Source organism: Pseudoalteromonas sp. NH0006-26, assembly GCF_057552415.1.
The window spans coordinates 33,409-55,901 of the sequence record NZ_BAAJMJ010000008.1; the positions used below are offsets into that span (position 1 = coordinate 33,409).

A 22,493-nucleotide genomic window follows, 5' to 3' on the forward strand; every position below is an offset into this window, starting at 1 on the left:
TTACACTACCTTACTTCTGCCCGAGCGTTTGCGACCTGAGGTTTTACTTTGCTTAGATAATGCGGTTTCATTGTTAGCAGTGGACTTTAATTCTTTACCAGTATGATCTTGCCCAAAACGGCCTTTGCCTGTTTCAATCATGTGTTCTAACTCTTCTTTTGTATAAGGTTTGTCAGAAGCCTCTGTAGGCTTAGTTTTTACTGTTTTCTTACGTTTCTTCGCTTTAGGCCGATGGTTTTTATGTTTTGAAGGGAAAGCTTTGCTGTCTTCAGTTTGAGTGGGTAAACCAGCTTTAAAATCGCTCAGCGATGTACCGGGCTTGATACGGCTGTCTCTGCAAGGAATTTCGAGCAGCGTAAGCGTATCAGGTACAATAAGCATCACTTTGGATATGTCGTACTTGTTATAAAGGATTTTGACTTTACGATCTTTGCCTTGCATTACGAGCTTATCGTAAATCGATTTCAACTCATCATTGCGGTAAGTGACGCGATGAACTTGAATGCCATTTCTTTCTTGGACAGTAACGTTATGTTCAACACCAGTGCATGCTTCTATCATTTTTACATCTGGGATCGTGCGAGGCTTAAAATAACCTAGTTCACTTTCCACAGCTTGCTGAGGGGTCAAACCGTCTAGCCCTTTGTGCGGATTTTGATGATAGTAGTCACAGATATATTCTTCTAAATACTCCGTAAATTTAGTAACGGTTACGCAGGCTTTTTGCTCAATGGTGCCATCAAGGGTTTTCCCATCAACACGTCTTCCAAAATAACCCGGAATTTTGCTTGCAAACTGTGAGCGTAAAGTTCGGTTAAAGCGCTCTATAAACGGTTTCTTCCAAGGGCTACCAGCTTGAGTTGTAGTGTGGCTTGAGCCAAGCAAGGCGCTGAATGCAATAACAACGTTTGAACACATAGCAGTACCTGCGTCACCAAACGTTTCTGTAGGTGGACCTAAGTAATGCCAAGTTGATTGGTAATTACCAGTTCGTTTTCTAGGGAGACTAATATTTTTAAGTAAATCAATAACTGCTGATGATTCTTCACCGATATTGAGTCCATAACATAGTTTGTAGCCTACTATGTACCTTGATTGTACATCGATAGCTAGGTAGAGAATAACAGTGCCAAGGTAGTGATCGTTGTCATCTAGTAAGCCTAGGTTTAAGTGAACAGCATCAATTTCAACACGCTGCATTAAGCGGTCAGTGATGATGATTTGATTACTTTTACGTGCCTCTCTTCGAAGAGCATCTTTGCCTTCTCTAGCGAGTGTTACTTCAGAAGGGTCTAGCGCACGTATTAATTTATAAAACGACTCTTTGCATATACACTTTTTATCAAATGTGCCTTTGAGTTCAGTGTTATATCTATTTTTGAAACGAAGGTATGTTTGGTGAGGATTTGCGCCATTACGCTGTAAATATTCATCATCAATCACTTCATATGCCAAGTCTAGTTCAGCTTGTGAAATCAGTTTTTGACGTTGCTGTTTCGGTTTGATGATTAATGGAATAACGTTTCTGTTCGCTTTAATCCACTTGTCGTAATAGCGGTATAATGCTCCTTCTGATGGGGGGGTAGGGTCATTGATTCGGCTAGCAACACTGTTAATAACACTATCTCTTGTGCGTTTAGAGCGACTGTGAGCACGTGAATCTAGTTCTTTAAGGTAGGCACTTAATCGATTGGCTTCTTTAATATGCTCTGGTTTTGTAAGTGGCATGTAGACAACCGATGGAGCTGTATCTACTATGGTTATTTCACCATTCGAATAGGCATCATAAACTTTATCTCCTGATACCATATTTTTAGTATTGTCATCATATTCCAGTACTAAAAAATCAGGCTGCGAAGAGCGAATTACCGATTCTTGACGGTTCCACGCAATGCGCATACCTTCTCGTAAAATTAATGCATTAGCGTGAGTCATCGTATCCTCCGCTAAAACGGGTATAAAATAGCGAATGCTGCTGAGCGACCAATTGGTGAAATAATCGTAAGAACTTTCTATATGCTATTGGTGTTGATTGTGCCTTCAAAGTTCTACGGTAAATTTCATAAGCGGTACGCAGGGTTAACGTATTACTCCCGTCAACATGTGACCAAATTTTTTTAAGTTGAATGTAAGCGCGTTCTTCTTTTGCTTTTATCCAAAGTGTATTATTTAACACTCTATGCTCCTAATATTTAGTGGGTTATAGGTAGTTTGCTTGTCTTTTGAGATGCTATTCACATTAGTAATTGCGTGCCACGATCAATTAATAAATCGTGATCAAATCTAAGTTTTTTATGAGCTAACATTGACCAAACGTAGTCTGGAGATTGACCGTATTCTATGGCGATCACTTCAGCATCTAGTACTCGGGGGTTTGTCATATTCAATAAATCATTTAAGATATGATTTGTTATGTCTTCATCCTGATAGTGATAGATGTAATCAGACAAAACCTGACAATTTGAAATAAACTCGCGTTTAGTCATACCTTCCTCAGTGACAACTTTTAAAGGCACCTTGAGTACTTCGCAGTAGTGCGTTTTAAGCACTTTGTTCTTGTGTTTGAACTCATCGTTCAGTGTTTTGGCGAATGGTTTAATTTCCCAAAATTCATAACCATTATTTGTTTTAACCAATTTATCTGGCGTGTATCGGCATATTGCGCCATTAAATTCGTAATAAGTAGAATCGGGCTGTGTCATATAGCTAATGACATCGGGATTGAGATCTAATACAAGGCATTTCTTTTTTTCTAAGTAGCTGTCACAGCTGACCATTGCACGAAGCTTTGGTGAAAAATGCTTGATATCAGGTTTATGCGTATTGGCTTTGCCAAATTTTCTATCAACAGACATGCTTCTTCCCCTTCAACAGTTTAGCGTGTTGTTGTTTGTTACTTCGCTGGTCTGTGAACGGTCGGAAATGCGCAGAGCATAGTTTGAGTTTTTTATTATGATACGATAAATTTGATTTGTTTCGAGTTTCATTCTTTAGTTTCCATAATCTTTAATTACTAAAAAATGTTAGGTGTTCATTGTGATATTTGCAATTAGAATTCTAGTATAAAGTTTAATGTAACCCATTGTATAGTATGGATATGTTGTACGTTTATGTATAACGCCTTTATACGTATTTGTATTTTTTAATATGACTATTAATTGAGCTGGCTTTGATTAAGTAAATGAAAAATATAAATGAATTGATATTATTTTTTATTATATTAATTGCTGAGATTTCGACCGTTTATTTATAAAAAATGAGCTAGTTCTCTTATTAAAATAATTTTAAATTTTTTTAAAAAAGTTTTTATAACCAGTTTTTTTTCAGCATTTTCTTCATAAAAGTTGCCTGAATTTAAGAAACCTTATATCTTTATCGATGGCGCTAGCCATACTTGCACGTGAGTAAAAAACAGTAAATTGACCTGAAAAGGCGTAAAGAAAACCCAATATTGATTTTGATGATATATACATGGCTTGAGAGATCATGTTGTAATCGCGTGTAGCAATGATTGATAACAGTTAATCACTGTCTCAAGCATATGGATATGTATATGAAAAATTTAATACCTATCATTTTTAAGGCTCATTCTGAGTTAAAAACAGTACTTCCATCGATTAAGAAAAGCCATTTATATGAAGCATTCGCTGCGTTCTGCGGCTTTAAAAGCTATGCGGCATTTCAAGTTGCATCTAACGTTAATGTTGAAGACTTTGAGCTAGCCAATATACAGTGCTTTGAGCGTATGGAGGGTTTAAGCTTTGATGCAATGGAGTCGCTTCAGGTATGCAAACGAATCCAGCAAGTATGGGAGCAATTCAACAGTATTTCGTTAAAGGATATTTACACGTTTTATGCCGGGGCTTCTTTTGAGGAAGCATTAAGTGCAACGCGTATGCTAAATGTTTTAACGTCACAGATAAATGAAAATGATTCAAAAGCAATATTGGTTGGTCTCGTTATTGCAGCGCAGATATTGGCTGAATATGAAGAAAATCCAGATAACAGAAGTGGCGAATATTGGTACAGCAAAAAACTAGCTAACCATTCACTTAACGGGCTTCAGTCTAAAGTTGCTGAGCAATATCAGCAAATAGCCCCTTATAGAAAACTATTAACGCTATTATTAGAAAAACTCGAAAACAGTCATGATGCGGTGTTGCCTCGTCCATCTAGTTTGAAATCAGTCAGCGAACAATTTGGTGAAAACCATAAATATTGCTGGAGTGAGTATTTTTCTGATGAGCCTTATGCTGTGATTGAATCTATTACTTACGCGATTGATTTTCATGATAAAGATGAACCTGTGATTCCATTTTCTGTATTTCTCGATTGGATAAAAGCTGAGATGCTTGTTTCACCGTCACGAGATAGATTGCTGGAAATCATACAGGCCGTAAAAGATGATGAAGAAAAGTGGTTTTGGCACTTCATTGGCTTACAACATGATATAAATATCACCCAAAATAGTTACCGCCTTATTAATGCTTATACAGGTAATGAGTGGGATGAAGATGGACCAGCAGTTCCCGAAGGTGATGGTGGCATAGCATTTCCAGTTATCTCTGACGATATAAAACTAAAACTAGAAAATGCTGCTCAAAAGCTTACCTCTTAATTTTTTCACAATAAGTGATGGCTATGCTGAGGCATAGTCTTCATGGTTTTTATGAGGGGCAGGCTAAGGCTATCGTTACATAAGGAGGAAAAATTTTGAGCGATAGCTGCTCACCCACTAGTCAGTATCAAGTTGCTTCAGGAAAGTTTTACCGTCAACAAGATTACTTTCTTTTAAATCCTGAAATTGGACTTTAACTAGTGCCAATTTTTCCATTTCATCAGCATCACAATTGAGGTGTTCTTCGCACCGAAAAATTATTTTCTTGCGAATGGCTTTAGGTCTAGAAGGCGACGGTGCAACTATCTCAGTCTTGATATCGATATGTTTTTTATGGCAAGCGGAGCATTCCGCATTGTTAAAATTAATTGTTTGTGTCGGCATAATAAGCTCTCATTTGGCAGAGTTAATGAAAAAATCCGTTTGGTGCTAAATTCAATTGGGTGATCTGCTCAGGACTGAAGCCGCGACGAAGGAGTTCGAAGTCTTTCATTTGCACCTCTGCTTTTTGCCCTTCGCCAATAACTTGATAAAGGCTACCGCTGACGGTTTTTATTAACTGGCTGTGAGGTGAGACTTCTACTATTTTTGATGTGCTAATGTAATCGCCTGCTGCGAATCGGTAAGTCATATCATCGACACAAATACCCCATAAAATTTTTCCGACCATTTCTTCACCTTTAAAAATAGAAACGATACGCCAGTTTTTAACGACAGTATTCATGATCTGATCCCCATAAATATTTCAGATAATCATAGGAAAAATTCAGTTAAAAACATATTCAAATCGTGGATCTAATATCGACTTTTTTATCTTAAACTGGAGATGGCGACATACTGCTACCATAGTCACGATAATATAATTGAACATTTTGTTAGTTATTAATTTTAAAGCTCATTAAAAGATGTCTTGTTTTACCGTTATGCATATGGTGTTTCACATAGAAAATGTTCGCTGTTTCAAAGGGTAATATTTGGTGTGCCATTTGGATACAAATTTACATTAGTATAAGTTAGCCTTAAATAAGCGCTATAACGTGACTTAAGACTAGCGAAAAATAGGTGATTTGATAAAGACCATTTTAAAGTTAATCAGACGGTTTTTAGCATTAATTTGTATTTCATAAACAATTATGCAGATTCTTTATATTCACTCAAAATGCTGATTTATAATTATTTTAATGTTTTTCGATTGTTGGTGTAACTTTATAGATATAAAAATAATTGTATAGCGAGGTTTTAAGAAGAAAATTACGGGTGAATTTGAATTCATAATAAAAGCCAGCGGTCACATAAGTAACGGCTGGCTTTTCTTCCCACCCTTTCCCGTATCACATGTTATATTTCGGCTGATCAGAAGTACCTTTGGCCTAGCTTAATTCAAAGCAATAACAATGTGCTCCTAAAATGTTCGAATGGCGCTGTGGTAGCGAACTGACTAGTCACAAGGCTTACCAAAATTGGTGCTTCAAACAGTTGTGGTCTCCCACATGTTTTGGCGTTGAGGTGCCAACTTCCTATTTGGGTTTCTTAAACTTACCAAACAGCAGGGTATTCAACAACCCCATCAACAGCAAAGCCATGATTTAGCAAAGCCTGTCTAGTAATGAATGGTAGAGTATTCGCGTCACTTGGGTATTCAGCTAGGGATTTTTCCGCATAGTTATCCATAACGCTTAATAATTCAGATAACTCATACTGTTTTGAAATGGTTGAATTCCATATTGCATCTTCAACCATTGATTCTAACTCTACATTGGAATTTTGAAATGCTAGGCGACTCTGATAAACAATTCTAAACTTGTTTTCACCTTGATGATGAACTACAAGTTTTTGCTGCGGGATCTTCTTAATTAGTTTGTATCCTGATCTTCTAGGGTCATAAAATGCTTGATTTAAAACAACCTTCCCTTCAACTTTATGGAAAGTCTTTTTCTTGGTTTCTGGATCAATGCACCAATAAACCCTAAAAGAGTTTCTTCTTAATTTATGACCATAAATCTCAAGTAAAGGTTTTAATTGCTGTTCAGTGCCTTGTTTAGAGCCACTCTTCCATCCACTCACAATTGATTGTTGGACCCTACAAGCATCTTTAATTTCATTTTGAGTCCAGCCATCATTAAGTGCCAGTCTGACTAGCTGTTTGGTCTGCTTAAATTTACGTTTATTCTTTTTTGAGCCTATTGTTTCTTCCATAAACATCCTTAAAGTGAAGCAGGTGAATAATCACCCGCTTCTCCATTCCCAGCTATTTTTTCTGGTTTGGGTTCATCTGCTTACCTCTATTACCATGTACTTTAGCATTAGCAGGGTTGTTTCCTGAAGTGCCTTTATTATTATTTGCTTGATTCGCTTTGTGATTACTATTTTGATTAGACATTATTTTCTCCTCATTGATTGTCTGCCTAAATCATATGAAATTAGGAAAAAACAAAAACTGATAGTTTAATGATAATTAGTGATAATCAATGATATTTTTTAAATCATCACACAATGCTTGCTTACTGATTTCTTGTTATTTCCTCAATTTTCTCATATTGTAATTAGGTTCCTTTTTGAGATGGTCCAATGACAGACGAAATATTAACGATTCAAGAGGTTGCAGCATACCTAAAGTTGAATGAAAAAACGGCTTATCGTCTTGTAAGTAAAGGTAAGCTTCCCGGCTTCAAAGTGGGTGGTTCATGGCGATTTAAGCGTGTCGATTTAGATAAATGGATTGAAGAACAAAAACAATAAATAAGGATATGGTGTGATCCCCAATTACCAACAATTTATGCGTTCATTTTTGCAAATAGCAAATGATGCTAACGGCAATGAAGTAAAGCTACGTAATGTAATTAATCAATTAGCAGATCAATTCGGTCTAACTGATGAAGAAAGATCAGAAACGTTACCTAGTGGTCGGCAAAGCATACTAGATAACCGAGTTGGTTGGGCACGTACTTATTTAACAAAAGCAGGTCTGTTAGAAGCCACCCGCAGAGCGCATTTTGTGATCACTCCTCGTGGTAAAGAGGCTTTGTCTGAAGATGTTGACATTAACAACGAATACCTGAAAAAGTTTGATGAATTCATCGTTTTTAAACAAAAAAGTAATGATGGAGTAGGTACAGAAAATAATTCAGACAACATAGAGCATGAAGAATTATCAACACCAGATGAAATATTAAGAGCTGCTTATAAAAAAGTTAATGAAGCGCTAGCCCAAGATATACTAGAACGCACCCGTAAAGTTACCCCTGATTTTTTTGAAGATTTATTGATCGAGCTTTTAATTGCTATGGGTTACGGTGGCGCTGGTGAAGGTGCTGCTCATGCGCTAGGAAAGTCTGGAGACAATGGTGTCGATGGTGTTATTGATCAAGACCCACTAGGTGTAGATCAAATATATATTCAAGCTAAGCGTTATGCCGAAGGCAATAACGTTGGTGCTGGCGATATTAGAAATTTTTTTGGTGCACTAAACCTTAAACGTGCGCAAAAAGGTATTTTCATCACAACGTCAGATTTCACTTCATCAGCACAAGAAACGGCAAATAATCTTGGTACACGCATTGTTTTAATTAATGGTAAAGAGCTAGCTAAGCTCATGCTGCGCTATAACATTGGTAGTCGAGACGAAGATGTATTGCACATTAAAAAGATAGACGAAGACTTTTTCGACGAAATTTAGGAAGTTATATGGATATTGATGGATTTCAACCAGAAGCCCAAGCGAGAATAACGATAGATGAAAAGCTAAAGCTCGCGGGATGGAAAGTACAAACTTGGCCTAACACTAACCTTAGTGAAGGGGTAGGTGTTGCTATTCGTGAATATCCTGTTGATAGTGGTAAAGGTAAATATACCGATAGTGCAGATTACCTGCTATTTATTAATCGCAAAGCAGTAGGTGTCATTGAAGCAAAAAAAGATGAAACTATTTTATCTCAAGTTGAAGAGCAGACGCTTCGCTATGCAACAGGAAAAATTAAATTTAGAAATGAAAAAGAACCACTCTCCTTTTTATTCGAAGCAACTAGCCAAGTTATTCACTATACCGACTTAAGAGATCCTGCCCCCAGAGCAAGAGAAACTTTCCACTTTTTCAAACCAGAAACATTGCAAGAGTATTTACAACAAAGTAATTCACTTCGCCATCGTCTTAAAAACGAAATTCCAGAATTACCTAAAGCCAAACTTCGAGAATGCCAAATAAGCGCAATTACAGGTTTAGAAAAATCTTTAGCTGATAACCGACCTCGTTCACTAATTCATATGGCGACAGGCGCAGGTAAAACGTTCACTGCCATTAATTCAGTGTACCGTTTAATAAATAATGGTGGCGCTAAGCGTATATTATTCTTAGTGGATACCAGAAACTTAGGTAAACAAGCACAGCAAGAGTTTCATGCCTTTAAACCACAAGGTAAAGAAACCTTCTTTCATGAAAACCACATAGTTCAGCGATTAAATAGCAGTACCATTGATAATGCCGCTGAAGTTTGTATTTGTACTATCCAACGCATGTACTCAATTTTAAGTGGTAAACCCATTGATGAAAGTGCAGAAGACTTATCTCTCCATGAAATTAAGCAAAATAAGCAACAGGCTAAATTAGTCAAATATAATCCAGCGGTTCCGGTAGAAACGTTTGATTTTATCATTGTTGATGAATGTCACCGCTCAATATACAACTTATGGAAACAGGTACTTGACTATTTTGATGCCTTTATTATTGGTTTAACCGCGACTCCAGATAAACGCACTCTAGGTTTTTTCAACGAGAATATTGTTGCCGAATATAGCTATGAAGATTCTGTACTTGATGGCGTAAACGTTGGTTATGACGTTTATGAAATTGAAACAGAGATAGGCAATAAAGGCGCTGAACTAAAAGCTAAAGAATGGCTTGACCATCGTGATAAATTAACGCGTAAAAAGCGTTGGGCACAAGCAGAAGAAGAAAGTACATACACTAGCAAAGAACTAGACCGCTCTGTCGTAAACACCAGTCAGATTCGCCAAGTTATTAAGGCGATGAAAAAAGCCGTTGAAAAGGAAATATTTCCTAGTCGTAAAGAAGTCCCTAAAACACTCATATTTGCTAAAACAGATAGCCACGCAGACGATATTATCCAAATTGTTCGTGAAGAGTACGGGCAAGGGAATGAGTTCTGTAAAAAAGTTACCTACAACGCCAAAGACCCAGACGGCATTCTTAATGATTTCCGTAATGACTTTAATCCTCGTATAACCGTTACAGTCGATATGATAGCCACAGGAACAGACGTAAAACCATTAGAAGTATTGCTATTTATGCGAGATGTGCGAAGCAAAGGTTATTACGAACAAATGAAAGGTAGAGGGGTTCGAAGTTTAGGCTTTGAAGATTTACATAATGTCAGTAAAAGCGCGACTAGTGCTAAAGATAGATTCGTACTTATTGATGCCGTCGGTGTGGAAAAGTCTCAAAAAACAGAAAGCCGCCCATTAGAACGCAACCCTAATCTTTCAATGAAAGACTTACTGCAAGGTGTTGCCATGGGTCACCGAGATGACGACACCATTCAAAGCTTGGCAAACCGTTTAACCCGTTTAGGAAAACAAATTGATAAACATGGTCATGATAAAATTGAAAAACTAACCAATAAACCTGTTGCTCAATTAGCAAGAGAGTTATTAATGTCACTAGACCCCGACGCAATCAACCAACAAGCTTTATCAAATGCCAAGCAGCAAGGCATAACTCGAAGTGAAGACTCTTTAACCGATAATGAGCGCGACACTGCAAAACAACAACTAATTTATAAAGCATGTGAAAGTTTTGATAACCCTGATGCCAGAGATGTGATTGAGTCTGCCAGAAGAGAAAGAGAACAAGTTATTGACCACATCAATTTAGATACGGTGACTTATTCCGGTTACAGTGCTCAAGCAGAAGAAAAAGCCGAAAAGGTCATACAAAGCTTTAAAGAATTTATTGAGCAGCATAAAGACGATATTCAAGCGCTCAGCTTTTTCTACCAACAGCCTTATCAGCGTAGACCATTAACCTTTTCCATGCTCGAAGAACTTCACCAAACGTTAAATAATTCACCGTTGTTATTAACAACGGAAAAGCTATGGACTGCTTATGAGCGCATAAATTCAGCAAACCCTCTCAATAAAAACAGCAGTAAAGGTAAAAAGCGCTCTTATAACGTTAGTACCCAAAGGCAGTTAACCGATATAATCTCGCTAGTAAAATATGCTATCGGTTTAGAGGCAGAACTTAAGCCATTCGCTGAGCAAGTAGATGCTAAATTTAAAAAATGGATCTTCCGCCATAATGCTCAAAGAAAAACAGCATTTACCGAAGAACAAACTACATGGCTGAGATTAATAAAAGACCATATTGCAGCAAGCTGTTCTATTGAACGCGATGACTTTGACTATAGCCCCTTTTCTGACCGCGGAGGCTTACAAAAAGCATGGGGCTTGTTTAACACCGAAGCTAAAAATGAATTAGATGGCTTAATGGCTGAAATGAATCAGGAATTAATTGCGTGACCCAAATAATAGAATTACCTAAGTCATGGGAAAAAGTGAAGCTGCAAGAAGTTACCCAAATTTTTATGGGCCAATCACCTCAAGCATTCCTCATAAATAAGGAAGGTAAAGGGTTGCCGTTTTTTCAAGGAAAAACTGAATTTACGGATATCTATCCAAATGTGAACAAACATTGTGAGGAGCCGAGCCGGGTTGCCGAAATAAATGATATTCTTTTATCCGTGAGAGCGCCTGTTGGCCCCGTAAATTTAACGAAAGAAAAAAGTGGTTTTGGACGTGGGCTTTGTTCAATTCGATCATTTAATGGAATGTCATACAAATACCTGTTCTATCAGTTAAAAGGAATGGAAAGTTACATCGCTTCACTGGGGACAGGCTCTACTTTTTCTGGGATAAACCGAGACAAAATAGAGAATCTAGAGGTTAATATTGCACCTCAAGAAGAACAATTGAAAATAGTTGAAAAACTAGATGAAACTTTTTCTGAATTAGACTCAGGTGTAAAAGAGCTTAAACTGGCTCAAAAAAAATTAATTCAATATCGCCACTCATTGCTAAAAAGTGCTATGGATGGCGCATTAACTCAAAAATGGCGTAATGATAACAAAAACAGCATTGAAGAAACTGGTAAGCAACTACTAGAGCGTATCCTTATTGAACGTAAACGAAACTGGGAACAGCAAAAGCTAGAAGAGTATAAAGCAAAAGATAAAACGCCACCTAAAAATTGGAAAGAAAAATATCCTGAACCAGTAGAACCAGATACATCTAATTTACGTGAATTACCTCAAGGCTGGGTTTGGGCGACTATAGATCAGTTAGCGACTAACAAACGTTATGGGTCTTCCTCAAAAACTAATGATGACACTAATGGCGTACCCGTTTTGAGAATGGGAAATATTCAAGATGGAAAGCTTGATTATGGAAACCTGAAGTACTTACCTAAAGAGCATAAAGAATTTCCTGAGCTGCTATTGGCTAATGGTGATTTATTATTTAATCGAACAAATAGTGCAGAGCTTGTCGGTAAAACTGCAATTTATAAAGATATAGGCAAGCCTGTTTCTTATGCCTCTTACCTTATATCAGTAACATTTTCAGAATGCTTTTTACCTGAAATAGCTGCGCATTATATTAACTCGGTTTTAGGAAAAAAATGGATTGCTGAGGTTATGAACCAAACAGCTGGTCAAGCTAATGTTAATGGAACCAAGCTAGGAGCATTAGCTATACCTCTCCCTCCAATAGCGGAACAAAAAGCGCTGATTGAAGAAGTATCAAATGAATTTGATGCAATCGACCGCCAAATTGAAGCATCAGAAATTGGACTGGAAAAATTAAATGCTCAACGTAAAAATATACTTAAATCCGCTTTTTCAGGTCAACTTGTATCTCAAAATGCAAGCGATGAACCAGCATCAGTATTGTTAGAAAAAATCAAAAAAGAACGAGAGGAATTAGCGAAACAAGCTAAACCTAAGAAACCACGCCTACCTAAAAAAAAAGTTAAAGTAATGGATACCTTATTAGAAGTTTTAACAGCAGAAGATGACTGGATTGACGCCCAAGAGGCATTTCAGAAGAGTGGGGTCAAAAAAAACACATCATCTGATGTTATTGAGCAACTCTATTTAGAGCTTAGAGAGCTTGTAAATTCGAAACAAGTGGAAGTAAAAAAAGTTAATAAAGCAGATAAATTACGGATAATAAAAAATGAGGCTTCATAAACTAACTATAGGTAGTGATAAAGAACCAATAAACGATATTGATAATCACCGTTATAAGAATTTGAAGAACGTTACAGTAGACTTTGCTCAAGGAGAGTGGATTACTGTTGTTATAGGTAAAAATGGAACTGGTAAATCTAATGTTTTAGAAGCTATTACGCATATATTCTGTGAGTTAGCGATGGATGCTTCTATGCGCTCTAGAAAACCAGCTCTTAAATTTTATTACAAGCTTACTTATTCCTGCAATGACAAAGTAATTACAATATTAGGAAACCCTGACAAGCCAGAAAATGCTATTTATGAAATTAAATACATTGATTTGGTAGCTTCGAATGAAAAAGACACTCAGTTATCGCTAATTGAAGACTTAGATGAGACAGAGGCAAATGTAGCGGATATAAAGTACTCAACTTTTAGACAAAAAGAAAACGAGTTTTTGCCTCAATTTATCTTTGGGTATTATTCAGGTAACAGTGATCGAATGCAGTCTGCTTTTGAGCCGTATTTGAAAAGATATGATGACACGTTAAGAAATAGTAAAAATGGCCAAGAAATTGGGCTTAGAAAGTTATTTTATGCACTGCCTGAACATAGTCAGTTTGTATTGTTAGCCTTCATGGAGACAGACCAGCGTAATTCCGATTTGGTCATAAAAAAGTTTTTAGAAGCGGAAATCGGTATAGATCCGAATGATGGCTTTGATTCCGTTTTGTTCGTGTTAAAACAGCCACCTTGGGATAGAAATCCTCGTTTAAAATTGGAAGCTAAAAAGAAAAAGATCGATTTTGAACCCGATATTTTTTGGGGTGCTGAAGGGACTGTTAGAAAGTTCTTAGATAGATTACTTGATATTTCTTTAGCACCGATTCGTACAACTAGAGACGTAAAGAACACCCTTTGGGCTAAAAAAGGAAATGAGACTGAATTCGTATATTTGTTTGTCAAGGATATTGAGGCGCTAAGAGAACTAAGAAATTCGCAAACAGGCCGTGAATTTTTTAAAGAGCTAGAAAGCACTTATGTGTCAGAATTAATTGATGATGTACGTATTAGAGTTAAATTACAGAAAAATGATGGAACAGTTACCTTTAAAGAGTTGAGTGAAGGAGAGCAACAGCTCCTAACAGTATTAGGTTTACTTAGATTTACCGCAGAAAAAGAAAGTCTATTTTTGCTAGATGAACCTGATACACACTTGAACCCTAAGTGGAATGTTAAATACATCGACTATTTAAGAGAGTTTGTTAATAGCGCCAATTCGGAAGATTCTTCTTCTCACATCATCCTAACGACACATAATCCAATTGCGGTAGCAGAGTTAAGTCGAAAGCAAGTCCAAATACTGCATCATAAAGGTGAAAGTAGAGAAATCGTATCACTCCCACCAGAAAAAGACCCCAAAGGTATGGGCTATAGCGGAGTGATTACTAGCGATTTGTTTGGCTTAGGCTCAAGTCTAGATAGGTCAACAACCAAAGACTTACTCAAATTACATGAACTTTCGACCAAATCAGGAAAATTAACTGAAGAAGAGAAAAACGAATTAAGAACTGTTCGAGAAGGAATGGAAAAATTAGATTTTAATTTTGCGTCAGATGATAGAATTGAGCGCGAATTTACCAGAGCGAGATTCGAGTTATCCAAATCATCTGAAAAAGAGTTTGACGACCCTATTCTTACAAAAGAAAACAGAGAAAAGGCATTAGGATTACTTGTCCAAAGTCTATTAGATTCTTTAAATGCGGGGGATGATTAATGAGGCATATTGAGTTAGTTGGACCTATACCACATAGAAAGCAAACAGCACTAAATAATCGCAAAAATAAAGTCGACGAAAAATTAACAGTTAAGGCAAAAAAAGAATATATCAAAAAGACAAACACATGGGGCCTTTTAAAAAATTGGCTGTCCGACCTAAGTGATGGAAAGTGTTGGTATTGTGAAGCAAGTTCAGAAAGAGCTACTGCTGATGTAGATCATTTTAGACCTAAAGCTGGGGTAAGTTGTGAGAGAAATAAACTTGCCAGCCATGATGGCTATTATTGGCTAGCTTACGAGTGGGAAAACTATCGCTATAGCTGCCAACGTTGCAATCGCCCAGAGAAAGAAAATGATATAACCTATGGTAAGCATAACGAATTCGCCTTACTCGATGAAAATCAACGCAACTGCACTCCTTTATGCACCAATAGAGAATCCCCAAAGCTTTTAGACCCTTGTGTTGATAATGACACTAAACTTTTAGCTCATTTATCTAATGGCGTGGTCGAACCTGCTTATCCATTTAGCACTGATGAATATTCAAGAGCTGAATACACAGTAAATGCTTTAGGGCTAAACCAATATGGTGTGCCAAAAAAGAAAAAAGATTTGTGGAAGCCAATAAATTTACTGATCGATTTGGTTGGTAACAATCAGCAAGTCGTGCAAGAACTACAGAAAAAACTTTCACCAGAAACAACCGAGTACTCAAGTTTTTTCCACGCGATGATAAGTGCCCATAGAGATAAAGATTGGGTTGATGACTTACTGTAACCTGACAGAATAAATAAGAGAGAAAACCGGATGAATGCTCCTGCATTAGTACAAAAAGTTTGGAATTACTGTCATACATTACGTGATGATGGTGTTGGCTATGGCGATTATTTAGAGCAGCTAACCTATCTACTGTTTTTAAAAATGGCGCATGAATATGCGCAACCGCCATATTCAAGAGATACCAAAGTCCCTACAGACTTTAATTGGGAAACATTACAAGGCTTAACTGGCGAAAAGCTAGAAGAACAATACCGTAAAGTATTGAAAAAATTAGCAACTGAAAGTGGGATGATTGGCGCTATTTTCTATAAGTCTGAAAATAAAATACCTGACCCAGCAAAGTTAGCGCGTATCGTTAAGATGATTAATGATGAAAATTGGATCAGCTTAGACTCAGATGCAAAAGGTGATTTGTATGAAGGCTTATTGCAAAAAAACGCTGAAGATACCAAAAGTGGTGCGGGACAGTACTTCACGCCTCGTGCATTAATTGATGCAATGCTTGCCTGTGTTCGCCCTGAGCCGAAAAAAACAATTGCAGACCCAGCATGTGGTACAGGTGGCTTTTTCTTAACGGCTAGTGACTGGATTACCTATGGTGATGAGCAATGGATAGAAAAAGGCATGAGCCATTGGAATCCATCAAAGCATGATGATAGTACGATTGCAAAATCAAAGTTAAACAAAGACCAAGTTAAGTTTTTACGTGATGAAACTTTCCGTGGAAACGAAATCGTACCGTCTACCCGTCGTATGTGTTTAATGAATTTATTCTTACACAATATCGGCAGCATAGATGGTGAGCCTGATGTTGAAAGAGCTGACGCATTACTCACAAAAATTGAAGGTGAAAATAAAGTAGATTACGTACTCGCCAATCCTCCTTTCGGAAAGAAAAGCAGCATGACAATTACTAATGCTGAAGGTGGTGAAGACAAAGATGCATTAACTTATGAGCGACAAGATTTTTGGGCAACTACTACCAATAAGCAATTAAACTTTTTACAGCATATTATTTCAAGCTTAAAGGATACAGGTAAGGCTGCGGTAGTTTTACCTGACAACGTTTTGTTTGAAGGTGGAGCTGGAGAGCGTATCCGTCGTAAGTGGTTAAACAACTGTGATGTTCATACTATTTTAAGGCTTCCAACAGGTATCTTTTACGCTAATGGTGTTAAAGCTAATGTTGTTTTTTTTGACAATGCGACCCGTGACGAAAAAGTACATACCAAAGGTATTTGGTTTTATGACTTAAGAACAAATAAACACTTCACGCTGAAGCAGCGCCCAATGACACTTAATGACTTAAAAGACTTTATCACTTGTTACAACCCCGCAAATCGCCATGAGCGCGAAGAAACCGAAAGATTTAAGTACTACAGCTATGATGAGCTTATTAATCGTGACAAAGCTAGCCTAGATGTATTTTGGCTTAAAGATGATAGCTTAGATAACCTTGATAACTTGCCTGCACCAGACATTTTACAACAAGAAATTATCGACCATTTAGAGGCTGCACTCGTTGCTTTTAAAGATGTAGCAGCAGGATTACCTGATAGTAGTAGTTAGAGATAAAAAAACATTGATTGGTTATCAAACACGAACTCTTTGGTAGGTATAGCATCTGGTTTAATAGCGATATATTCAGCCTTTGTTATTTGGAAAAAGCAACTAAAAAGTAAGGCGTTGGCTAGTAAATCAGCGAAGTGTCCTGCTGAGAGGTTTCTAATGCTATTTGAATCTCATGGTGTTTCAAGAAGTCAGATTTCTGGCTTTTTCGATCATGGATTATCGATAGCTGATTGCTCTACTCCAGATAAGTTAATAGAAAAATTAACAGAAGAGATCTTGTTTGATGCAGCAGAGTTGTTTGGTATTAATTTAGAATGGTTACATGGTGCTTCTGAAGAAACTTTTAAGGTTCATCATTTTTACAAATCACCAGAGGGGTGTGTTCATTTTTTCTCAAAATTAAAAGCCAAAGGTAATGAGCTTTCAGGGTGTGCGCTTCGACCAGACAAACTATCATCAATCGATGGATATAACTCTGCGATCGTCATCATAGAAAACATTGGGCAAATAAATGATAGACAAATCCAAAGGTTACATATCTTTGGCGGTTGGGTACATTCTTATTGGAAGTGCTGAGGTTATTATGCTGCGTGTGCTTCTATAGCTATGAATGATGTTTGGTTGATTGGCAAAACATGTAAGCATAAATGGCTTTCTAAATTCTCGTCAGGCGAGGTATTGCCAGTATATGACTTTGAGCTGGATAGCTTTAATTTTGAACTCAGTGGCGCTTGGTATGTTGATTAATTTTTAGAAATGCCAAAACAATATCTTAAAGATATTTCTCCTGAGGAAAGCAATTTCGGTTTACATTCAGCAATCGAACTTTGGCTCAATCTTGAAGCAAAAGGCTATATGTGTATCGATAAATACTCAAACAAACAACAGATTCGAGAAATGTTTTTAAATTATGAGCCAGATTAACAACTTATAGAATTTAGAAGTATAAAAAATCAAACAAAACTTAGTTACAGGCTTGATGAATAAAGAGATTCACCCATTTGGAAAAAAATTCACTGAATCTGAAACCTACAGACTTATAAGGTATTAATTTATATTTGCGATTTTTAAATAACTGTATATACTCACAGTTAATTGTACTGTATGGAAAACCAGTTGTATGCGACCATTAACAAAACGCCAAGCGCAAATACTCGAACTTATCAAAGTGTTTATTAAAGACACTGGTATGCCTCCTACACGTGCCGAAATTGCACAAACACTGGGTTTTAAAAGTGCAAATGCTGCAGAAGAACACTTAAAAGCACTGGCTAAAAAAGGTGTAATTAAAATGAAGCCGGGTGCGAGTCGCGGCATTCAGCTTGTTGAAGAAGAAGAGCCAGAGCAATTAGGCTTGCCTTTAATTGGTCGGGTTGCTGCGGGTGAGCCAATATTGGCGCAACAGCATGTTGAAAGCCACTGTAAAATTGACCCTTTAATGTTTAAACCTGCGGCCGATTTTTTACTGCGTGTTAACGGCATGAGTATGAAAGATATTGGTATTATGGATGGCGACTTACTCGCTGTACATAAAACTCAAGTGGCTGAAAATGGTCAGGTTATTGTTGCTCGAGTGGATGATGATGTTACGGTTAAACGCCTAGAAAAAGCCGGCAGAAAAGTATTACTGCATGCTGAAAATGACGAGTTTTCGGCCATTGAAGTCGACTTGGAAAATGAATCTTTCAATATTGAAGGCTTAGCGGTAGGTGTTATTCGTAACGCTGACTGGATGTGATAGTTAAGCATAACTTAGCGCTTAATATTAATTAGGCGCTGATTTTACTTGTATTATTTTTTATGGTGCTGCTTGTTAATCGCTTTTGTTATTGTAAATAATATCGCTAAATACTTATATATAAATAAATTTATCCTAATTATTTTTAAATCATAAAATTTTATATTTTTTCCGCTGTTATTCAAGCTACCCCTTACCACCCCTGACTCTTAGGTTAACTAACTCATTAGTGACTACTTTTTTGCTGCACTTTTTTAAGTAACCCCTTGTTTATTTTTCATACTCACCTTGCTTATTGTTTATTTTTTAACTAGTTATTAAAGAGCTGGAATAAAAATAACTCACAGCGTAGTCGTTTTGAGCACACACATTTAATAACTCCAGCACCCTTATAAAAAATAAAAATAACGAATGGGCGTTTAAGTAGTATGTCCCTTCGCTTTGCGTCAGCAATAGCATCAAAGGAGCCGTCACATGGGTAAGCTGAGTTCTTCCTTGTGGCTTATATTGTTAGTTTTTTCGCAAAATGTGCTTGCTAATAGCCAATATAATATGCGTAAAGGCGTAACTGATATAAGTAATAATGTATACCAACTACACATGACTATATTTTTAATATGTTGTGTGATTGGGGTGATCGTGTTTGCCATTATGTTTTGGGCACTCATTCATCATCGCAAATCTAAAGGGGCTGTCCCTGCCCAGTTTCATGAAAGCACCAAAGTAGAAATACTCTGGACTGCCATTCCTTTTGTCATCTTAATTGTTATGGCCATTCCTGCGACTAAAACCCTAATTGCCATGGAGGATGCCAGCAAAGCTGATATCACCATAAAAATTACTGGCTCACAATGGAAATGGCATTACGAATATATGGGCGAGGATGTTGAGTTTTATTCAATGTTAGCGACTCCTCAAAATGAAATAACTAATCTTGCCGATAAAAACCCGAACTATTTACTTGAAGTAGATAAGCCGCTGGTGCTACCGATTAATCAAAAAGTACGTTTTTTAATGACCTCAGATGATGTGATTCACTCATGGTGGGTACCTGATTTTGCTGTTAAAAAAGATGCAAATCCTGGGTTTATCAATGAAACATGGACCAATATTAATGAAGTAGGTACTTACCGCGGGCAGTGTGCAGAGCTGTGTGGTAAAGATCATGGCTTTATGCCTGTTGTGGTAGAAGCAAAAACAGAAGAAGACTTCAAATCGTGGTTGGCAGAAGCTAAACAAGCTAAACAAAAAGCGGCCGCCGAAAGTGCGGCGCTACTTGACCAAGTAGTACCAAAAGAAGAGTTAATGGCACTGGGTGAGCAAGTTTATATGGCGAGCTGTGCTGCGTGTCACCAGCCTACAGGTTTAGGCCTGCCAGGGGTTTTTCCTGCACTTAAAGGCAGTCCAATAGTGGTAGGTGATATTAAAGGTCACATCGATATTTTACTTTATGGTAAGCCTGGTACAGCGATGCAGTCTTTTGCCAAGCAATTATCTATTAAGCAGATAGCAGCCGTTATTACTTATAAACGAAACGCATGGGGTAATGACACCGGAGAGGTAATTCAACCAAGCGAAATACAAGCGGCACTGGATGCTGGTGGGGAGGCTAAATAATGAGTAGCATTGCAGAACAACCTAATACCAATGAGGCTCATCATGCCCATCAACCCGCTACTGGCTTTAAACGCTGGTTATTTACAACCAACCATAAAGACATAGGCAGCTTATATTTAATTTTTTCACTAACCATGTTTTTAATTGGTGGAGCAATGGCCATGGTGATCCGTGCTGAGCTATTTCAGCCGGGTTTACAGTTAGTTGATCCACACTTTTTTAACCAAATGACCACAGTGCATGGACTGATCATGGTATTTGGTGCAGTAATGCCTGCATTTACTGGATTGGCAAACTGGATGATCCCGCTAATGATTGGTGCGCCAGATATGGCATTACCGAGAATGAACAACTGGAGTTTTTGGATTTTACCGTTTGCGTTCTTAATCCTGCTAGCGTCACTGTTTATGCCTGGTGGCGGCCCTGCATTTGGTTGGACCTTTTACGCCCCGCTTTCCACCACTTATAGTAACGACAACACAGCAATGTTTGTGTTTGCGGTGCATATTATGGGTATTAGTTCGATTATGGGAGCCATTAATGTGGTGGTAACCATAGTGAATATGCGCGCCCCTGGAATGACGTGGATGAAGCTACCGTTATTTGTGTGGACATGGCTGATCACGGCTTTTTTACTTATTGCAGTAATGCCGGTACTTGCTGGTGCAGTTACTATGGTACTCACCGATAAATACTTCGCGACCAGCTTCTTTGACGCCGCTGGTGGTGGCGATCCGGTAATGTTCCAGCATATATTTTGGTTTTTTGGTCATCCTGAAGTTTATATTATGATTTTGCCTGCCTTTGGCATTATCTCTACGATTGTTCCTACTTTTTCACGTAAAAAACTATTTGGTTACGCCTCTATGGTGTACGCCACTTCCTCGATTGCCTTGTTGAGCTTTATTGTGTGGGCGCATCATATGTTTACCACTGGTATGCCCGTGGCGGGAGAGTTGTTTTTTATGTACGCGACTATGTTGATATCGGTACCTACCGGCGTAAAAGTATTTAACTGGGTAGCAACTATGTGGCGTGGCTCTATTAGCTTTGAAGTGCCTATGTTGTTTAGTATCGCATTTATTGTGCTGTTTACTTTAGGTGGTTTTTCGGGATTGATGCTGGCTATTACGCCTGCCGATTTTCAATACCATGATACTTACTTTGTGGTTGCACACTTTCATTATGTACTCGTAACGGGCGCGGTGTTTTCTATTATGGCGGGGGCTTATTATTGGCTGCCAAAATGGACCGGAAATATGTTCAATATTACCTTAGCAAAATGGCATTTTTGGTTGTCGTTGGTGAGCGTTAACGTGCTGTTTTTCCCAATGCATTTTGTGGGATTAGCTGGTATGCCACGTCGAATTCCAGATTATGCACTGCAGTTTGCTGACTTTAACGCCATTATTAGTATAGGTGGGTTTGCCTTTGGTTTATCGCAATTACTGTTCGTTGTCGTTGTGTATAAATGTGCAAAAGGGGGCGATAAAGTGCCTGCAAAAGTTTGGGATGGAGCTGAAGGGCTTGAATGGGAAGTTGATTCACCAGCGCCTTACCATACGTTCTCAACGCCGCCGGATATTAAATAATGAGTCATCTACCGTTATTAAAAAAGCTGGTGGTTATTTGCATTGCAATGTTTGCTTTTGCATTTGCCATGGTGCCTTTATATGACGTGTTTTGCGATATAACGGGGCTTAATGGTAAGCCCTCGTTAGAACAAGCACAGCAAAGTACCTTGATTACTGAAAATAGAGAAGTCAGCGTTAGTTTTACCACGCATGCCCAAAGTGGTGCGCCTTTTGAGGTTAAATCTAAAGAATACAGTGTAGATGTAAAACCAGGGGCCATGCGTGAGGTTATGTTTAGCGCTAAAAACAACAGTAATGAAGACAAAGTGATGCAGGCTATCCCCTCGGTAGCACCGGGCAAAGCAGCTAAGTATTTACACAAAATAGCGTGTTTTTGCTTTGACCAGCAACCTTTGAAGGCTGGCGAGGAGCTAGAGTTTAAATTACTTTTTTATGTTGATACTGAGTTACCCAGTGATGTGGAGGAGTTAACTCTGTCTTATACCGTATTTGATATTAGCGAGAAGTTAGTAGCCAGTAATAACTAGCTTATAAAACTAGTGAAAAACTAG

Annotated in this window: 20 protein-coding genes; 13 read left to right on the top strand and 7 right to left on the bottom strand. The window is 37.7% G+C overall.

Annotation, left to right across the window (positions count from 1 at the left end):
- Genes AC27JR_RS12830 through AC27JR_RS12840 form a run of 3 tightly spaced genes read right to left on the bottom strand, consistent with a single transcriptional unit; the run spans position 1 to position 2,855 of the window.
- On the bottom strand, positions 1–1,935 hold the full coding sequence (locus AC27JR_RS12830) for a hypothetical protein (protein WP_487173820.1): 1,935 nt from the start codon (positions 1,933–1,935) through the stop codon (positions 1–3).
- Entirely contained in the window at positions 1,922–2,176 is a 255-nt protein-coding gene (locus AC27JR_RS12835; RefSeq protein WP_290158142.1) for a hypothetical protein, read from the bottom strand. Before AC27JR_RS12835 ends, AC27JR_RS12830 begins: the two co-directional genes overlap by 14 nt.
- Positions 2,177–2,234: 58 nt before the next feature.
- Positions 2,235–2,855 carry a TnsA endonuclease N-terminal domain-containing protein gene (locus AC27JR_RS12840; RefSeq protein WP_487173821.1) on the bottom strand — a complete coding sequence of 207 codons (621 nt, stop codon included), beginning with the start codon at positions 2,853–2,855 and terminating at the stop codon, positions 2,235–2,237.
- Positions 2,856–3,553: 698 nt separating this feature from the next.
- Here AC27JR_RS12840 and AC27JR_RS12845 point away from each other — a divergent pair.
- Positions 3,554–4,618, top strand: coding sequence for a hypothetical protein (locus AC27JR_RS12845; RefSeq protein ID WP_487173822.1), 1,065 nt, complete (start codon positions 3,554–3,556; stop codon positions 4,616–4,618).
- A gap of 117 nt (positions 4,619–4,735) precedes the next feature.
- Here AC27JR_RS12845 and AC27JR_RS12850 read toward each other — a convergent pair whose 3' ends face one another.
- The 4 genes from AC27JR_RS12850 to AC27JR_RS12865 all read right to left on the bottom strand — a co-directional run bounded on the left by AC27JR_RS12850 (position 4,736) and on the right by AC27JR_RS12865 (position 6,998).
- Positions 4,736–5,002, bottom strand: a complete 267-nt coding sequence (locus AC27JR_RS12850) for a hypothetical protein (protein WP_487173823.1) — start codon at positions 5,000–5,002, stop codon at positions 4,736–4,738.
- A 22-nt stretch (positions 5,003–5,024) separates the two neighbouring features.
- A complete protein-coding gene (locus tag AC27JR_RS12855; protein WP_290158488.1) occupies positions 5,025–5,342 on the bottom strand; it encodes a hypothetical protein in 318 nt (105 codons plus the stop codon).
- A gap of 812 nt (positions 5,343–6,154) precedes the next feature.
- Entirely contained in the window at positions 6,155–6,814 is a 660-nt protein-coding gene (locus AC27JR_RS12860; protein WP_487173824.1) for a hypothetical protein, read from the bottom strand.
- Positions 6,815–6,866: 52 nt separating this feature from the next.
- The gene (locus tag AC27JR_RS12865) at positions 6,867–6,998 is read right to left on the bottom strand and encodes a hypothetical protein (protein WP_055014250.1); all 132 of its coding nucleotides are present in this window, start codon (positions 6,996–6,998) and stop codon (positions 6,867–6,869) included.
- 188 nt (positions 6,999–7,186) lie between these two features.
- Between AC27JR_RS12865 and mads1 the strand changes: the two genes are divergently transcribed.
- From mads1 to AC27JR_RS12925, 12 genes are all read left to right on the top strand, one after another.
- Positions 7,187–7,357: a methylation-associated defense system helix-turn-helix domain-containing protein MAD1 gene (gene mads1, locus AC27JR_RS12870; RefSeq protein WP_290157370.1), complete on the top strand. Its 171-nt coding sequence runs from the start codon at positions 7,187–7,189 to the stop codon at positions 7,355–7,357.
- Between the two features lie 13 nt (positions 7,358–7,370).
- Positions 7,371–8,294 (top strand): restriction endonuclease, encoded by a 924-nt coding sequence (locus AC27JR_RS12875; protein WP_487173825.1) that lies wholly within the window; start codon positions 7,371–7,373, stop codon positions 8,292–8,294.
- Between the two features lie 8 nt (positions 8,295–8,302).
- Positions 8,303–11,152, top strand: a complete 2,850-nt coding sequence (locus AC27JR_RS12880) for a type I restriction endonuclease subunit R (RefSeq protein WP_487173826.1) — start codon at positions 8,303–8,305, stop codon at positions 11,150–11,152.
- On the top strand, positions 11,149–12,879 hold the full coding sequence (locus tag AC27JR_RS12885; RefSeq protein ID WP_487173827.1) for a restriction endonuclease subunit S: 1,731 nt from the start codon (positions 11,149–11,151) through the stop codon (positions 12,877–12,879). Before AC27JR_RS12880 ends, AC27JR_RS12885 begins: the two co-directional genes overlap by 4 nt.
- Positions 12,866–14,638, top strand: coding sequence for an AAA family ATPase (locus AC27JR_RS12890; RefSeq protein ID WP_487173828.1), 1,773 nt, complete (start codon positions 12,866–12,868; stop codon positions 14,636–14,638). The genes AC27JR_RS12885 and AC27JR_RS12890 overlap by 14 nt, the downstream gene beginning before the upstream one ends.
- Complete coding sequence (locus AC27JR_RS12895) at positions 14,638–15,417, top strand: HNH endonuclease family protein (RefSeq protein ID WP_487173829.1); 780 nt, start codon at positions 14,638–14,640, stop codon at positions 15,415–15,417. Before AC27JR_RS12890 ends, AC27JR_RS12895 begins: the two co-directional genes overlap by 1 nt.
- A 30-nt stretch (positions 15,418–15,447) precedes the next feature.
- On the top strand, positions 15,448–16,989 hold the full coding sequence (locus AC27JR_RS12900) for a class I SAM-dependent DNA methyltransferase (RefSeq protein WP_487173830.1): 1,542 nt from the start codon (positions 15,448–15,450) through the stop codon (positions 16,987–16,989).
- Between the two features lie 159 nt (positions 16,990–17,148).
- Entirely contained in the window at positions 17,149–17,568 is a 420-nt protein-coding gene (locus AC27JR_RS12905; RefSeq protein ID WP_487173831.1) for a hypothetical protein, read from the top strand.
- Between the two features lie 544 nt (positions 17,569–18,112).
- The gene (gene lexA, locus AC27JR_RS12910) at positions 18,113–18,730 is read left to right on the top strand and encodes a transcriptional repressor LexA (protein ID WP_008114166.1); all 618 of its coding nucleotides are present in this window, start codon (positions 18,113–18,115) and stop codon (positions 18,728–18,730) included.
- 474 nt (positions 18,731–19,204) lie between these two features.
- A complete protein-coding gene (coxB, locus tag AC27JR_RS12915; protein WP_008114161.1) occupies positions 19,205–20,347 on the top strand; it encodes a cytochrome c oxidase subunit II in 1,143 nt (380 codons plus the stop codon).
- Complete coding sequence (gene ctaD, locus AC27JR_RS12920; protein WP_008114160.1) at positions 20,347–21,939, top strand: cytochrome c oxidase subunit I; 1,593 nt, start codon at positions 20,347–20,349, stop codon at positions 21,937–21,939. The genes coxB and ctaD overlap by 1 nt, the downstream gene beginning before the upstream one ends.
- Complete coding sequence (locus tag AC27JR_RS12925; protein ID WP_008114159.1) at positions 21,939–22,469, top strand: cytochrome c oxidase assembly protein; 531 nt, start codon at positions 21,939–21,941, stop codon at positions 22,467–22,469. Before ctaD ends, AC27JR_RS12925 begins: the two co-directional genes overlap by 1 nt.
- The last annotated feature ends 24 nt before the right edge of the window (positions 22,470–22,493 follow it).